We start from the raw sequence: 15,544 nt of genomic DNA on the forward strand, positions 1-15,544 counted from the left end.
GACCTCACGAAAAGGGGGCTAGAACCGGCTGCCATAGCCCGCTAAACAAGGCCGAACTTTTAGGACGAAAGGGCATCATCATGGCCAAAATCACCTATGTCGAACACTCCGGCACCGAACATGTGGTCGAGGTGGCCAATGGTCTCACGGTCATGGAAGGCGCGCGGGACAATAACATTCCCGGCATCGAAGCCGACTGTGGCGGGGCCTGCGCTTGTTCCACCTGCCATGTCTATGTTGACCCGGCTTGGGCAGAGAAACTGACCCCGATGGACGACATGGAAGAAGACATGCTCGACTTCGCGTTCGAGCCTGACCCCGCGCGCTCGCGGCTGACCTGCCAGATCAAGGTCACCGATGCGCTGGACGGTCTGCGTGTGCAGATGCCCGAAAAGCAAATCTGATGCGGGCGGTCGGCGCGGCACTGCTGGCGCTGATCGCAACAAGTGCGGCGGCGGAGACGATCACCGCCGCGCGCTATATCCACCCGACCGGGCGCTACGCCCATGGCATTCTGGGCGATGCGCTGGAATGGGGTGGGGTGCAGATTTCCTTGGCAGACGGAAGCGCGCGACGCTTCAATCTGCCCCGTGACCATGTTTTCGAAGATATCGCCCCGCGGCTGGTCGACGTGACCGGCGATGGCGCGCCCGAGGTTGTAGTCGTCGAGACCGACATGAATCGTGGAGCGGCGCTCGCGATCTACGGCCCTGATGGGAAGATCACCGAAACTCCGCATATCGGTCAAAGCAACCGTTGGTTGGCACCCATAGGCGCAGCCGATCTCGACGGTGACGGTGCCGTTGAGATTGCCTATGTCGACCGGCCCCATCTGGCGCGGGTGCTGCGGGTCTGGCGTTTTGCCAATGACGGTTTCAGCGAAATGGCCCACATGCCGGGGCTGACCAATCATCGAATCGGAGAGTCCTTCATCTCGGGCGGCCTGCGCGACTGCGGTGCCGGGCCGGAAATGGTGCTGGCGGATGCCGATTGGCAGCGCGTGGTGGGCGTCATCCTGAAAGGTGGGCAGCTTGTGCCGCGCGACATCGGCCCTTTTGAGGGGGCCGAAAGCTTTGCCACGGCACTTGCCTGTGAGTGAGAGTGCTGGGGCGGCCTAAGCCGCCGCCGATTAGCTCAGCGCGCGCCAGCCGATGTCACGGCGGCAAAACCCTTCGGGCCAATCGATTCCGTCAACCATCGCATAGGCACGCTCTTGCGCCTCGGCCAGCGTGGCGCCCCGCGCGGTGACGTTCAGCACGCGCCCGCCGTTGGCCAAGATTGCCCCATCCTGTGCCACCGTGCCCGCGTGGAACACCATATTCGCGCTGTCTTCGGGTAAGGATTTCAAGCCCTTAATCTCACTGCCTTTTTGATAATCGCCGGGGTAGCCATCCGCCGCCATCACCACGGTCAGCGCGTGGTCTTCGGCCCAGTGTACCTGAATATCGTTCAGCGTGCCCTTGGCGGTTGCCTGCATCAGATCAAAAGCCTGCGCGCCAAGGCGCATCATCAGCACTTGGCATTCCGGGTCGCCAAAGCGCACGTTATATTCCACCAGACGCGGCTGGCCGTCTTTGATCATCAACCCGGCGTAGAGCACGCCTTGATACGGCATCCCGCGCTTGGCCATCTCGGCCATACAGGGTCGGATGATCTCATCCAGTGCCCGTTCGGCGATCTCGTCACTCAGCACCGGGGCGGGGGAATAGGCCCCCATGCCGCCAGTATTTGGGCCGCTGTCGCCATCGCCGACGCGCTTGTGGTCTTGGGCCGTGCCGATGGGCAGCACGGTCTCCCCGTCGCAGAGCACGAAGAAGGACGCCTCTTCGCCCTCCATGAACTCTTCGATCACGACTTCCGTGCCCGCATCGCCAAAGGCACCGTCGAACATCTCATCCACGGCGGCCAGGGCTTCGGCGTCGGTCATGGCGATGATGACGCCCTTGCCCGCTGCCAGACCGTCGGCCTTGATGACAATCGGCGCACCTTGCTTTTCCACATAGGCGCGGGCGCTGGCGGCGTCGGTGAAATGGCCATAGGCCGCCGTGGGCGCATTGCAGGCGTCGCAGATTTCCTTGGTAAAGGCTTTGGAGGCTTCCAGCGCCGCCGCCGCTTTGGAGGGGCCGAACACATCAAAGCCAGCCGCGCGCAGATCGTCACCCACACCCGCGGCCAAGGGCGCTTCGGGGCCGATGATGACGAAATCGATGTTGTTGCCCTCGCAGAAGGCCACCACCGCAGCACCATCCATGATATCCAGCTTGGCGCATTGCGCGATGGCCGCGATGCCCGCATTGCCCGGCGCGACGATCAGCTTGTCACATTTGGGGTTCTGCATCACCGCCCAAGCGAGTGAATGTTCGCGGCCACCGCTGCCGAGGATCAGGATATTCATGCCGCGCACTCCCTTGGACTTCGTTGCTCCGCGTTCTAAGCTGGGGTGCCCACAGACACAAGGTGCCCAGATGGATCTGTTCGACGACCCCGCCCCCGGTGTAAACAGCCCCGAATTCACGGTGACCGAGCTTTCGGGCGCGATTAAACGGGTGATTGAGGGTGAGTTTGCCCATGTCCGGATTCGCGGTGAGGTGGGGCGCGTCAGCCGTCCGCGCTCGGGGCATGTTTATCTTGATCTGAAGGACGACCGCTCGGTGATCTCGGGCGTGATCTGGAAAGGTGTGACCGCACGGCTTGAGACCGAGCCGGAAGAGGGGATGGAGGTGATCGCTACAGGGCGCATCACCACCTTTGGCGGGCAGTCGAAATATCAGATCGTCATTGAAGATATCAAACCGGCGGGCATGGGCGCGCTGATGGCGCTCTTGGAGAAACGCAAGGCGGCGCTGGCGGCGGAGGGGCTTTTTGCCCCCGAGCGCAAACGCCCGCTGCCCTATCTGCCTGAGATCATCGGCGTGGTGACCTCGCCCTCGGGGGCCGTGATCCGCGACATTCTGCACCGGCTGCGCGACCGGTTCCCGCGCAAGGTGCTGATCTGGCCGGTTGCCGTACAGGGCGCAAAATGCGCGCCCGAGGTGGTGCGCGCCATTGAAGGGTTCAACCGGCTGACCCCCGGTGGCGCATTGCCCCGGCCCGAGCTGCTGATCGTGGCCCGGGGTGGGGGATCGGTCGAAGACCTTTGGGGTTTTAACGAGGAAAGCGTCGCACGCGCGGCGGCGGCTTCGGAGATCCCGCTGATCTCTGCCGTGGGGCATGAGACCGACACGACGCTGATCGATTTCGTTTCAGACAAACGCGCGCCGACGCCGACCGCAGCGGCGGAATTGGCGGTGCCCGTGCGGCATGAACTGGCGGCATGGCTGGAGGGGCAAGGTGCAAGGATGCGTCAGGCGTTGAGCCAAGGGCTGACACGGCGCGGACAGCGGATGCGGGATCTGGCGCGGGCCTTGCCGCGGGCGGACACGCTGTTGGAAGGGCCGCGCCAGCGCCTTGATCGCGGAGGGGAGAAGCTTGCCCCCGCGCTGATCGCAGGCGTCCAAGGCCGTCGTGTGAAGCTGGCCGATATGTCCGGTGCCCTGCGTCCCGGCACCCTGCGTCGCCAGTTGGAGGCTGATCGTCAGCGGCTGGCCCAGCTTTCGGCAAGGCTTGACCCCGCATGGCAACGCAACCTGGCAGGGCAGCGTGAACGGCTCGGGACAAGGATCGACCGGTTTCACCCCGAGGTGCTCCAGCGGCAAATCCTGCGTCGTCGTGAACGGTTGTTGGACCGCACGCAAACCTTCCGCCCAGAGGTGTTGCTCCGCGATCTTTCCCGCCAAGACCAGAGATTGAAGGAGGTGCTCGCCCGGCTGGCGCGCGCAGGCCGCGCCGATCAAGACCGCCGTCGCCGCCAGATCGACGCGATGGGCCGGACGCTCGGCACGCTTGGCTACCGCGAAACGCTCGCCCGTGGTTTCGCCGTGGTGCGTGGCGATGGCGATGTGGTGACAAGTGCGGAAGCTGCCAAGAACGCGGCACATCTGGAAATCGAATTCGCCGACGGTCGGCTGGCGGTCAAAGGCGAGGGCTAAGGCCGCTCAAACCCCGACTTCGGGCCCGAGACAGAGCAGAGGGTCGTTCTGCTCCTGCGCCTCGTAAAGCTCGGTCTGGCTTGGGTCATTCTCAAACCGGGCGACCAGCCCAGATGGGCTTTCGGTAAAGCTCCAGCATTGCGGGGTGGGGTCGTCTTCGTAGACGAAACAGATCAGCCCCTCGGCCTCATACCAACGTCCCTCCTTGCAGCGGCCATCAAGAAAGGACCACTGCACGCGGCGATCCTTGTGATAGACCTCGGCCCCATAGGGCGCACCGGACTGGCCGTAGTAAAGCGTCTTGCCCTGCGTATAGGCCTCGAACTCCGCCGCCGACATCTCGGCCAGGGCGGGCAGGGGCAGGAGGGCGCAGATCAGGGCGAGGGCATGTCTCATGATGCCAGCCTGCCAGAAGCCCGCTTCCCGCGCCAGTGGGATCAGCCGCGGCGCCACCGCGCCACGCGGCGGTCCATCACCCGACGCCAGAGCGGTGGCACAAGCGCGATCACCGCCATGATGGGCAGGGAATAGGGCAGTTTCGGCATCTCTTCGGTCACTTCCAACGCCGGAAAGGCGCGGGCGGGGCGCATGTGGTGGTCCGAATGGCGCGGGGCGTTCAGCATCATGGCCGCAGAATACCATTTCGGCGCGTTCCAACTGTGTTGCGGGCCAATCGGCTCGAACCGGCCATCGGGGCGTTGCTGCCGCCGCAGCCCGTAATGCTGCACATAGTCCGACAGCAGCAGTTGCATCTGTGCATAGGCAGCAAGGCCAAGATAGGCGAACAGCCCGGTGATGCCGCCCAAAAGCAACGCCGTGAACAGGGCCAGTGCGGCACCGCCGAGGTAGATCGCATAGGGGTGCAGCCCCTTCGCCCCCGTCTTGCGCGCCCGCTGCGCGTTGTCGGCCTGCAACCCGGCGCGAAACTCCCCCAAACTTGCGCTGAGAAGAAACCGCCAGAACCCCATGCCCTTGGGCGCGGAATTGGGATCGGCGGGGGTGGCGGCGGCGGGGTGATGCACCCGCAGATGGGCCGAGACGTGATGCCCGTGCAGCAAAGAGATATAGACCGCCGTGCCGATCCGCCGGGGCAGGCGGCGGGATGCGTGGATCAACTCATGCGCGTTGGAATTGCTGATCTGGCCTAGAAACAGACCGAGGGCGGCAAAGATCAGTACGCGGTCCAGCACCTCAAGATGCGGGGCGCCGCCAATCGCCCAGACCCCAAGCGGCAGCAGCATGAAATGCACAGCAGCCAATGTCAGTGTCAGCGCGCGACCGGACCTGTCGGAAAGGGTCAGCGCGCGGCCCAATCGGTCCATAAAGGCGACATGAACCGTGATCGACAAAAGCGCCAGCGCAGGCCAGACCCCGCCCCAGAGGGCGGCGGCGGTGACAAACACCGCTGGCGTCATACTTGCGATCACATACCAGAGCATGCGCTTTCCCCTCCTCATGGCCCGCCTTGCGGCGCATCCGCGCCATTCTGCCCGCCGCACGGCCCGCGCACAACGCAAACACCCGCGCGATTGTCGCTTTTTGATCGCCGGGCTGGGCCTTGATTTGCTACGACTGCTGAAAGCGATGCGGGGGGGAACGACATGGCGCTGGATGATCACGGCAAAGCGACGGGGCAGGAACCGCAAAAGGGCGTCTGGAAATCCGGCAAAGGCAAGGGGCGGCATCACCCCAAGGGGCGACAAGTGCAGGACGCGGCTTGGGAGGACGTTCGCGTGCTGTTGGGCGACCGCCCGCGCCGCCGCGATCTGCTGATCGAGTTCCTGCATCTGATCCAAGACCGCTATGGACACCTCTCTGCCGCGCATCTGCGCGCCTTGGCCGAAGAGATGCGCCTGTCGATGGCCGAAGTCTATGAGGTCGCCAGTTTCTACGCCCATTTCGACGTGGTGAAAGAGGGCGAAATCCCACCGCCCGCGCTGACCATCCGTGTCTGCGATTCGCTGTCTTGCGAACTGGCCGGGGCGCAGGCGTTAAAATCGGCGCTTGAGGAGGGGCTGGACTCTGCGCAGGTCCGCGTGCTGCGCGCGCCCTGCATGGGGCGCTGCGACACCGCGCCGGTGTTGGAGCTGGGCCACAACCATATCGACCACGCAACGCCCGAAAAGGTGCTCGCGGCGATAGGGGCTGGGGATACCCATGTCCGTCTGCCTGACTATGAGGCCTACGAAACCTACGCAGCATCAGGGGGTTACGACGCGCTGTTGAACCTGCGTCAGAGCGGTGATTGGGAAGCGGTGCAAGAACAACTGCTAGAGGCCGGGCTGCGCGGGCTTGGCGGGGCGGGCTTCCCCTCAGGCAAAAAATGGGGATTTGTACGTGCTAATCCTGGCCCACGCTATCTGGCGGTGAACGGCGATGAGGGCGAGCCGGGCACCTTCAAGGACCGCTGGTATCTCGAACGCAGCCCGCATCTTTTCCTCGAAGGGATGTTGATCGCGGCATGGGCGGTCGAGGCTGAAAAAGTCTTCCTCTACATGCGCGACGAATACCCGGCGGTGCTGGACATCCTGCGCCGTGAGATCGCGGCGTTGGAGGATGCCGGCGTTATCACCACCGGTTATGTCGATCTGCGCCGCGGGGCGGGCGCCTATATCTGCGGCGAAGAGAGCGCGATGATCGAAAGCATCGAAGGCAAACGCGGGTTGCCGCGTCACCGCCCGCCCTATGTGGCGCAGGTCGGTGTCTTTGGCCGTCCGACATTGGTGCACAACATAGAGACCCTGCACTGGATCGCCCGCATCTGCCGCGAAGGGCCGCAGGTGTTGAACGCCACCGAGAAGAATGGCCGCAAGGGGCTGCGCAGCTACTCGGTCTCGGGGCGGGTGGCGCAGCCGGGGATGTATGTGCTGCCTGCGGGGTCGACCATCACCGATATCATCGCGGCGGCGGGTGGCATGGCCGAGGGGCATGTGCTGAAGGCGTATCAACCGGGCGGGCCGTCCTCTGGCCTGTTGCCCGCGTCGATGGATGACGTGCCGCTCGATTTCGATACGCTGCAACCGCATGGGTCGTTCATCGGTTCGGCGGCGGTGGTTGTCCTCTCGGAACATGACAGCGCCCGCGCGGCCGCGCTCAACATGCTCAGGTTTTTCGAGGATGAAAGCTGCGGCCAATGCACGCCCTGCCGGGTGGGCTGCGAAAAGGCGGTCAAGCTGATGCAAGAGGACCGCTGGGATCAAGGGTTGTTGGAGGAGTTGTCGACCGCGATGGTCGACGCCTCGATCTGCGGGCTGGGGCAGGCGGCGCCGAACCCGATCCGGCTGGTGCTGAAGCATTTTCCTGACGAAATCTGACCGCGACCCCTCCCGGCGGTGTTGATCTGATCGGGCACCCTTCCATCTGGAGGGGCAAGCCTATAGATCAAGAAGAAACTGCATGGGAGACGCCAATGGCCTTCTTCACGAAGCTCAAGGACCGCTTGTTCAAATCCTCGTCCAAGATCGACGAGGGGCTAGAGGCGATTGTCAGCGATGGCGGCGAAACGGAGGCCGAAGCGGCCCCCGTGGATGCGGTGATGGACCAGCCCGGCGCGGCGCCTGATGTGATGCCCGACGGGCAGGAGGACAGCGGCCCGATGCTGGCCGCTGAAGAGGATGAGCAGGCACCCGAACCCGCCCCAACGCCTGAGCCGGACCCAGTACCAGAGCCAACCCCTGCGCCTGAGCCGGTAACTATACCCGACCCCGAACCTGCTCCAACGCCTGAGCCGGAGCCGCAGCCAAGGCCCGCGCCTGAACCCGAACCAACGCCTGAGCCCGAACAGATGCCGCCCGCCGTTGATCCTGAACCCGCTCCGACCCCTTCAGAAGTTCCCCCAGTCGACCTGCGCGAAGCGATGACCCCGGTTGCGCCTGCGCTGGACGAAACCCCTGCCGATGCCGCGTCCGCCAAGCCGGGTATTTTGGGCCGCCTGATGGGCCGCAGCACGGCTCAGACCGTGGTGCGCCGAACGCTTGACGATGACATGCTCGAACAGCTCGAAGAGTTGTTGATCAGCGCCGATATGGGCGTTGATACGGCCCTGCGGGTCACCGCGAATATGGCCGAGGGGCGCTTTGGCAAGAAACTGTCGGTGGCAGAGATCAAACAACTGCTCGCCAGCGAAGTTAGCCGCATCATGGAGCCTGTGGCGCGGCCCCTGCCGATCTATTCCAAGACCCCGCAGGTCGTGCTCGTAGTCGGCGTGAACGGCTCGGGCAAGACCACGACCATCGGCAAGCTGGCCTCGCAATTCCGTGCGGCGGGCAAGAAGGTCGTGATCGCCGCGGGTGACACTTTCCGCGCCGCCGCGGTGGAGCAATTGCAGGTCTGGGGCGAACGCGCAGGGGTGCCCGTGCTGACCGCAGCGCAGGGCAGCGACCCCGCCAGCCTTGCCTTCGACGCCATGGGCCGCGCGCAGGAGGAAGGCGCCGATCTGCTGCTGATCGACACCGCAGGCCGTTTGCAAAACCGGGGCGACCTGATGGAGGAATTGGCCAAAATCGTCCGCGTCATCCGCAAAAAGGACGAGACCGCGCCGCATAACACGCTTTTGGTGCTGGACGCGACGACCGGGCAGAACGCGGTTAATCAGGTGAAGGTTTTCCAGGAGATTTCGGATGTCAGCGGTCTGGTTATGACCAAACTCGACGGCACCGCCAAGGGCGGCGTGCTGGTGGCGCTGGCAGATCGCTTTGGCCTGCCGATCCATGCTGTCGGTGTGGGCGAGCAGATCGATGACCTGTCTCCCTTTGATCCCGATGAATTTGCCGCCGCATTGGTTGGTACGGATGCCTAACGACGCCTCGGTCGCCCTGCGCGGCGGCTCTGATTACTCGTGGGTGCCGAGCTTTCGCTCAATCCAACGCAGAACCGTCAGAACGCTGACCACGATCCCCGCGGTGAGGCAGGCCAGTAAAATTTGCCCTGCGCCACATGACAAACCAATCGCCCCCGCCAGCCACATCGATGCGCCAGTGGTGATGTTGCGCACTTCGCCGTTGGATGTGAAAATGATCCCTGCGGCGAGGAAGGCGACGCCCGCCGTGACCGCTTCGATCAGGCGTAGAGGGTCGAAACGCATCTGGTCGCCGTCTCCGAATTCCAAGCTGCTAAGCTCTTGCCCGATAATGATGAAAAGGCAGGCCGCGATGGCGACCATGATATGCGTTCGCAGCCCCGCAGGCTTGTCGCGCCGCTCGCGCTCATACCCCACGACACCCGCAAGAAACGCCGCCATCAGCAGCCGCGCAGCGGCGACGGTGACCGGTACGGCAGAGAAACTATTGGTCAGGTCATCAAGTAGGCTTTCGAGCATGGAAATTCCGTTTGTAGATAGGGCTTTGGGACATAAACCTTTCGCATGTCGGGTGGTTCCGCAATGACCGAATGGCTTCTGTCAATCGAAGGCACCCCTGCGGGCCATACCGCAGCGCTTTGGCTGGCGCTCTCGGCGGCCTTTCTACATGCGGTATTTGGCGCGTTGCAAAAGGGGCGACATGATCCGTGGCTGACACGCGGGGCGATTGATGCGTCCTATTGCGTGATGGCCGCGCCGTTTGCATTGTTCGTCGTGCCATGGCCCGAGCCGCATATGTGGCTGATTTTCCTCGGCGCTTTCGTGATCCATGTGATCTATAAGCTGTTGCAGGCTTGGGCCTATACCAAGGGCGCTTATACGGTGGTCTACCCGGTGGTGCGCGGCACGGGGCCGCTTTTTGCCGTGGTGGGGGCCTATCTGATCTTTGGTGAGCGGTTCAACGCGGTGCAGTGGCTGGGAGTGGCCGTGCTGCTCAGCGGTATCTTCGGGCTGGCGGTTTATAACCTGCGCAATCTGGTCGCGGCCCGCGATACGCTGCACGCGGCCTTGGGGCTTGCGGTGCTGACGGGCTTGTTCGTGGCGCTTTACACCACATATGACGCCTATGGCATTCGCGCCACGGCGGACCCGTTTACCTTCCTCGCGTGGTTTTTCATGATCGACGGGCTGGTGATGCCGGTGATTGCATGGGGGCGCTGGCAACGGATGGAGAACCCGCCGGAAGTGGCGCCGCTGATGCTGCGCGGCGTGATCGGCGGGTTCATTGCTTTCGCGAGCTTTGGGTCGGTCATGCTGGCCACGCGGCTAGATAAGGTGGGCGAGGCGGCGGTGCTGCGCGAGACTTCGACCGTTTTCGCCGCGCTGATCGGCGTGCTGGTGCTGAAAGAAACCGTCGGCCCGCGCCGCATTGCGCTGATGGCGCTGATCGCGGGCGGGGCGGTGATTGTTGAAATGGGCGGCTGAAGGAACAGGCATGTCAGAACCAAGAGAGATCAACCCAATGCTGCGTGCAGGCTTGGAATACGGGCCGGTGCTGGCCTTCCTCGTCGCCTATCTGTGGCTCAAGGATAACACCTACACCTTTGGCGGGACCGAATATGACGGCTTCATCGTTGTTACTGCGATGTTCGTGCCTTTGCTGGTGCTGTCGACCGGGGCGCTTTGGGCGCTGACGGGCAAGCTGAGCCGGATGCAGGTCGCCACCGTGGTGCTGGTGGTGATCTTTGGCGGGCTGTCGGTCTGGCTGAACGACGACCGCTTTTTCAAGATGAAACCGACGTTGATCTATGTGCTTTTCGGTGGCCTCTTGGCGGTTGGCCTGCTGCGCGGGCAGTCGTACCTAAAATACGTCATGGAAGAGATGATGCCCCTGCGCGATGAGGGCTGGATGCTGCTGACCAAGCGGCTGATGTTTTTCTTCTTTGGTTTGGCGCTGGCGAATGAGCTCATCTGGCGGTTCTTCTCGACTGACACATGGGTCTACTTCAAAACCTTTGGCCTGACGGCGGCGATTTTCGTTTTCTTCATGGCGCAGGGCAAATTATTCGAAGCTTACGGCGAGAAGAAAGACCAAAGCTGACCCGAACTTAAACTATGCCCGCGCGAAACTGTTGACCTGCAGCGTCGCGCGGCGTAATCCACCCCGCGTGGCGATTTGTTACCGGATTGTGGGCCACGTTAAACATGCCGCTAAAAGGTCAGGATGAAAGACCCCCTTTCGCTTGGCCGCGTCTGGGGTTTTTTTATGCCCGCATGGTCGGGTCGGAAGGATGAGATAGATGAGCAACGACCGTCACCCACGCACCCAAGCGATCCACGCAGGCACCCGCCGCAGCCAGTATGGCGAGGTGAGCGAGGCGATCTACCTCACCCAAGGGTTCGTCTATGACAGCGCCGAACAGGCGGAGGCGCGGTTTGAAGAGATCGGCCCGGATGAGTTCATCTACGCCCGCTATGGCAACCCCACGGTCGCCATGTTCGAAGACCGTATCGCCACGCTGGAAGGGGCCGAAGATGCATTCGCCACGGCCAGCGGCATGGCGGCGGTCTCGGGTGCGCTGATCTCAATGCTGAAAGCGGGCGATCATGTGGTGTCGGCCCGGGCCCTTTTCGGCTCCTGTATCTATGTGCTCGAAGAAATCCTTGGCCGCTATGGCGTTGAGGTCACTTTCGTCGATGGCAGCGATCTGGCTGCATGGGAGGCCGCGATCCGCGACGACACCCGCGCGGTGTTCTTTGAATCCGTTGCCAATCCCACGCTTGAGGTGATCGACATCGAAGCCGTCGCCGAACTGGCCCATGCCAAGGGCGCGCTGGTGGTGGTCGATAACGTGTTTGCCACGCCGGTGTTCTCCCGTGCGATTTCGCAGGGGGCGGATGTGGTGGTCTATTCGGCGACCAAACATATCGACGGGCAGGGCCGCGCGCTTGGCGGGGTGGTGCTGGGCAGCCGTGATTTCATCCGCGGCACGCTTGAGCCCTATATGAAACACACTGGCGGCTCGATGAGCCCGTTCACCGCGTGGATCATGCTTAAGGGATTGGAAACCATTGACCTTCGCGTGCGGGCACAGGCGGCCAGCGCACAAGAATTGGCCGAAGCGCTGGAAGGGCATGCGGCGTTGGCGCGGGTGCTTTACCCCGGCCTCTCCGCGCATCCTCAAAACGCGCTGGCGGTGCAGCAGATGGGGGCAGGGGGCACGGTGCTCTCAATCGACCTCAAAGGCGGCAAAGCGGCGGCTTTCGCTTTTCTGAATGCGCTGCAGGTTGGGGTGATTTCCAACAACCTCGGCGATGCAAAGACCATCGTGACCCACCCCGCGACCACGACGCACCAGCGTTTGCCGCAGGAAACCAAAGACCTTTTGGGCATTACGCCGGGCCTCGTGCGGGTCAGCGTGGGGCTGGAATATACTGGCGATCTCAAGGCCGATCTGCTGCAAGCCTTGGACGCGGCGGCGGCCTGACCTGATGTGTCGCGGGCGCGGTGGCATTTTTGCCCCGCGCATCATACATATAGGGTGACAGACCGGAGGGCCGCGCAATGAACATCGTGACAGAGATGTCCGAAACACCGGATCGAAGCGCGGCGGAGGCTGCGCTCGCCACACTGCGCGCTTGGGCCGATACGGCCACCCCGGCAGAGATCGCAGCCCTCGATCCGGCGATGGCGCGGATGCTCGCGCCCGCTGACTACCCGGCGCTGAGCCGTGCCTACCCCGAGGACTTCACCGCAGGCGACAACTACCGCGCCAGCCTGCCGGATCTGCAAAACGGCCCCTCCAGCCTGATCCGGGGCGCGCAGCAGTTGATCCAGCATGTCGGCATCTCGAACTTTCGCCTGCCGATCCGTTACCGCAGCCGTGAGGGCGGGGATTTGCGCCTTGAAACCTCAGTCACCGGCTCGGTCTCGCTCGACGCGGAGAAGAAGGGCATCAACATGTCCCGCATCATGCGCAGCTTTTACCGCCACGCCGAGGCGACCTTTAGCTTTGAGGTGATCGAAGCGGCGCTGGATGATTATAAGACCGATCTCGAAAGCTTGGATGCGCGGATCCAGATGCGCTTCTCTTTCCCGATGAAGATCGGCAGTTTGCGCTCGGGGCTGACGGGCTATCAGTATTACGACATCGCACTGGAACTGGTTGAGCAGGACGGAGAGCGCAAAAAGATCGTGCATCTCGATTACGTCTATTCCAGCACCTGCCCCTGTTCGCTGGAACTCAGCGAACACGCGCGGGAAACGCGGGGGCAGTTGGCCACGCCGCACTCGCAGCGTTCCGTGGCGCGTATTTCAGTCGAGACTCAGGACGAGGGCGATTGTCTGTGGTTCGAAGACTTGGTCGAAATATGCCGCCGCGCTGTGCCGACTGAGACGCAGGTGATGGTCAAACGCGAGGATGAACAGGCGTTCGCCGAACTTAACGCCGCCAATCCGATCTTCGTTGAGGATGCCGCGCGGCTGTTTTGTGAACAGCTTTTGGCCGATGGGCGGGTAGGCGATTTTCGCATTGTCGCCAGCCATCAGGAAAGTCTGCACAGCCATGACGCAATCAGTGTGTTGACCCAAGGCGATACTTTCGCGGCGCAAAGTATTGATCCCAAAATGTTCAACACGCTGTTCCACGTCGGTTGACCCGTTTCACTGCGGGTTGTTCAGCTATGGGTTGTTTGCCTCTGCAGCGGCGCGCTTTCTCGGGGTAAAACCCGCGCCGTAGCGTGATATTCGCGCATAGTCGCATCTAAGCCCTGCAAGCCACGCCCAGCCGCTATGCGAAAACGTCGGTTCTGCTGCGGCGCAGCATTGCCTATCTAACGGTCATCGAAACACTGCAAATTGCAAAGGCAATCAGATGACCTACCAGAGCACTGCTCATCCCGCCCATTCCGCTTCACCCCTAGAAGGGCTACGGCGCGCCGGTGCCGGACTGCGCCGCTTTTTTGCGGGGATCGGCCACGGCATCATGATGGGCTCAACCGCCCACCGCCGGTTTGAACAGGTCCAAGTCCTGCAGGCCAAAAGCGACGAAGAACTGGCTGCCATGGGCGTCAAACGTGACGACATCGTTCACCACGTTTTCAAAGACCTCTACTACATCTAAGACGTCACGGACCGGGGCCAAATCGCGCCCCGGTCCCGTCTCGGCTTGACAGCGACACGCGGCCAAGCCAACGCTGCGCCCATGTTGGATATACGACCTGTCGGATATGTGGTGGGCCTTTTGGTGGCCGTGCTTGGCCTTGCCATGATCATCCCGATCTTGGTCGATCTGGCCGAGGGTCGGGGCCAATGGTGGGTTTTTGTCGAAAGCGCACTAATCACGACGCTGGGCGGCGGTATGATCGCCCTCGCCAGTGCCAATGGGGTCCGCGAAGGGCTGACCATCCAACAAACATTTATGCTGACCACCGGCGTCTGGCTGATGCTGCCGCTTTTCGGGGCTTTGCCATTCGTTCTGGGCGCGACCGATGCTAGCGTGACTGATGCGATATTTGAGGCCATGTCGGGGCTGACCACCACGGGGGCCACGGTCCTGTCGGGGCTGGAGGACCTGCCCAAGGGACTGCTGATCTGGCGCGGTATCCTGCAATGGTTGGGCGGCATCGGTATCGTCGTTGTCGCCATGGTATTTCTGCCCGAACTGCGGGTCGGTGGGATGCAGATCTTTAAGTCTGAATCCTTTGACACATTTGGAAAGATCCTGCCCCGCGCAGGTCAGATCGCCACGCAGATTTCGGTGATTTACCTCTGGCTGACGCTAGCCTGCATGCTGAGCTATCTTGCCCTTGGGATGACGACCTTTGACGCGACGGTTCATGCGCTGACCACTGTGTCGACAGGTGGTTTTTCGAACTACGACGCGTCGTTCAGCACCTTCTCCGGCCCCGCCGAATATGTCGCCGTGGTTTTCATGATCCTCGCGGCGTTGCCGTTCGTACGCTATGTGCAGCTGATCAATGGCAACCCTGTGGCGCTGCACCGTGATCCGCAGGTGCGTGGCTTTCTGATGACGGTGGCGGTTCTGGTGGGGGTTGTGTTCCTCGTCCTGCGCAGCGGCTTTACTTATGACAGCGAGCAGATGTTGCGCGAGGCGTTGTTTAACATCACGTCGATCATCTCTGGCACGGGCTATGCCTCGGCGGATTATATGCAGTGGGGCGGTTTTGCCGTGGCGCTGTTTTTCTTCATCGGGTTGATTGGTGGTTGTGCGGGGTCGACGACCTGTTCGATCAAGATCTTCCGCTATCAGTTGCTTTTCGCGTCCATCCGCGCTCAGCTGCGGCGCATCCGTTCGCCGCATGGCATCTTTACCCCGCGCTATGATGGCCGCCCGGTCGGGGCCGACGTTCTGAGCTCGGTCATGTCATTCTTTATGTTCTTCGTGGTGTCTCTGGGGCTGATCTCCGTCGCACTCAGCCTGACGGGGCTAGATTTTGTTACGTCAGTCTCAGGGGCGGCAGCGGCATTGGCCAATATCGGGCCGGGCTTGGGGCCGATCATCGGTCCGGCCGGAAATTTCGGCAGCCTGAACGACACGGCGAAGTGGATCCTCATCATCGCCATGTGGATCGGGCGGCTGGAATTGATGGCGGTCTATGTGATGTTCACCGCGAAGTTCTGGCGCGCTTGAAAACGCAAAAGGGCGGCACCTTTGGCGCCGCCCTTCGTCTAAGGTCACTGAGCAAGACTAAGACC

At 62.4% G+C, this 15,544-nt stretch carries 15 protein-coding genes and 1 riboswitch; of the genes, 11 read left to right on the forward strand and 4 right to left on the reverse strand.

The features are described 5' to 3' along the window. Nucleotides 1–80 precede the first annotated feature (80 nt). Nucleotides 81–404 carry a 2Fe-2S iron-sulfur cluster-binding protein gene (locus DSM110093_RS05400; protein WP_243267032.1) on the forward strand — a complete coding sequence of 108 codons (324 nt, stop codon included), beginning with the start codon at nucleotides 81–83 and terminating at the stop codon, nucleotides 402–404. Beyond that, entirely contained in the window at nucleotides 404–1,099 is a 696-nt protein-coding gene (locus DSM110093_RS05405; protein ID WP_243267033.1) for a VCBS repeat-containing protein, read from the forward strand. The genes DSM110093_RS05400 and DSM110093_RS05405 overlap by 1 nt, the downstream gene beginning before the upstream one ends. A gap of 30 nt (nucleotides 1,100–1,129) precedes the next feature. Here DSM110093_RS05405 and purD read toward each other — a convergent pair whose 3' ends face one another. Beyond that, nucleotides 1,130–2,395 carry a phosphoribosylamine--glycine ligase gene (purD, locus tag DSM110093_RS05410; protein WP_243267034.1) on the reverse strand — a complete coding sequence of 422 codons (1,266 nt, stop codon included), beginning with the start codon at nucleotides 2,393–2,395 and terminating at the stop codon, nucleotides 1,130–1,132. Between the two features lie 70 nt (nucleotides 2,396–2,465). Here purD and xseA point away from each other — a divergent pair, with 70 nt between their 5' ends. Next, nucleotides 2,466–4,028, forward strand: a complete 1,563-nt coding sequence (xseA, locus tag DSM110093_RS05415) for an exodeoxyribonuclease VII large subunit (protein WP_243267035.1) — start codon at nucleotides 2,466–2,468, stop codon at nucleotides 4,026–4,028. 6 nt (nucleotides 4,029–4,034) lie between these two features. On the opposite strand, the gene DSM110093_RS05420 is transcribed toward xseA, so the two are convergent. Further along, the gene (locus DSM110093_RS05420) at nucleotides 4,035–4,424 is read right to left on the reverse strand and encodes a hypothetical protein (RefSeq protein ID WP_243267036.1); all 390 of its coding nucleotides are present in this window, start codon (nucleotides 4,422–4,424) and stop codon (nucleotides 4,035–4,037) included. 41 nt (nucleotides 4,425–4,465) lie between these two features. Continuing rightward, entirely contained in the window at nucleotides 4,466–5,467 is a 1,002-nt protein-coding gene (locus DSM110093_RS05425; protein ID WP_243267037.1) for an alkane 1-monooxygenase, read from the reverse strand. Nucleotides 5,468–5,629: 162 nt separating this feature from the next. Here DSM110093_RS05425 and DSM110093_RS05430 point away from each other — a divergent pair, with 162 nt between their 5' ends. Then, complete coding sequence (locus tag DSM110093_RS05430; RefSeq protein ID WP_243267038.1) at nucleotides 5,630–7,342, forward strand: NAD(P)H-dependent oxidoreductase subunit E; 1,713 nt, start codon at nucleotides 5,630–5,632, stop codon at nucleotides 7,340–7,342. Between the two features lie 95 nt (nucleotides 7,343–7,437). Further along, nucleotides 7,438–8,826, forward strand: a complete 1,389-nt coding sequence (ftsY, locus tag DSM110093_RS05435; protein WP_243267039.1) for a signal recognition particle-docking protein FtsY — start codon at nucleotides 7,438–7,440, stop codon at nucleotides 8,824–8,826. A 33-nt stretch (nucleotides 8,827–8,859) separates the two neighbouring features. On the opposite strand, the gene DSM110093_RS05440 is transcribed toward ftsY, so the two are convergent. After that, entirely contained in the window at nucleotides 8,860–9,345 is a 486-nt protein-coding gene (locus DSM110093_RS05440) for an MgtC/SapB family protein (RefSeq protein ID WP_243267040.1), read from the reverse strand. 63 nt (nucleotides 9,346–9,408) lie between these two features. On the opposite strand from DSM110093_RS05440, the gene DSM110093_RS05445 reads away from it, so the two are divergent. From DSM110093_RS05445 to DSM110093_RS05470, 6 genes are all read left to right on the forward strand, one after another. Beyond that, nucleotides 9,409–10,311, forward strand: a complete 903-nt coding sequence (locus DSM110093_RS05445) for a DMT family transporter (protein ID WP_243267041.1) — start codon at nucleotides 9,409–9,411, stop codon at nucleotides 10,309–10,311. Between the two features lie 10 nt (nucleotides 10,312–10,321). Beyond that, nucleotides 10,322–10,927: an inner membrane-spanning protein YciB gene (locus tag DSM110093_RS05450; protein WP_120351411.1), complete on the forward strand. Its 606-nt coding sequence runs from the start codon at nucleotides 10,322–10,324 to the stop codon at nucleotides 10,925–10,927. A gap of 57 nt (nucleotides 10,928–10,984) precedes the next feature. Further along, nucleotides 10,985–11,061: riboswitch (SAM riboswitch) on the forward strand. Nucleotides 11,062–11,126: 65 nt separating this feature from the next. Next, nucleotides 11,127–12,314, forward strand: coding sequence for an O-succinylhomoserine sulfhydrylase (metZ, locus tag DSM110093_RS05455; protein ID WP_243267042.1), 1,188 nt, complete (start codon nucleotides 11,127–11,129; stop codon nucleotides 12,312–12,314). A gap of 77 nt (nucleotides 12,315–12,391) precedes the next feature. Then, nucleotides 12,392–13,483 (forward strand): GTP cyclohydrolase FolE2, encoded by a 1,092-nt coding sequence (gene folE2 / locus DSM110093_RS05460; RefSeq protein WP_243267043.1) that lies wholly within the window; start codon nucleotides 12,392–12,394, stop codon nucleotides 13,481–13,483. A 217-nt stretch (nucleotides 13,484–13,700) separates the two neighbouring features. After that, complete coding sequence (locus DSM110093_RS05465; protein ID WP_243267044.1) at nucleotides 13,701–13,949, forward strand: hypothetical protein; 249 nt, start codon at nucleotides 13,701–13,703, stop codon at nucleotides 13,947–13,949. Between the two features lie 81 nt (nucleotides 13,950–14,030). Further along, nucleotides 14,031–15,479 carry a TrkH family potassium uptake protein gene (locus DSM110093_RS05470; RefSeq protein WP_243267045.1) on the forward strand — a complete coding sequence of 483 codons (1,449 nt, stop codon included), beginning with the start codon at nucleotides 14,031–14,033 and terminating at the stop codon, nucleotides 15,477–15,479. The last annotated feature ends 65 nt before the right edge of the window (nucleotides 15,480–15,544 follow it).

The organism is Sulfitobacter sp. DSM 110093 (genome assembly GCF_022788715.1).
In the GTDB taxonomy this organism is placed as follows: Bacteria; Pseudomonadota; Alphaproteobacteria; order Rhodobacterales; family Rhodobacteraceae; genus Sulfitobacter.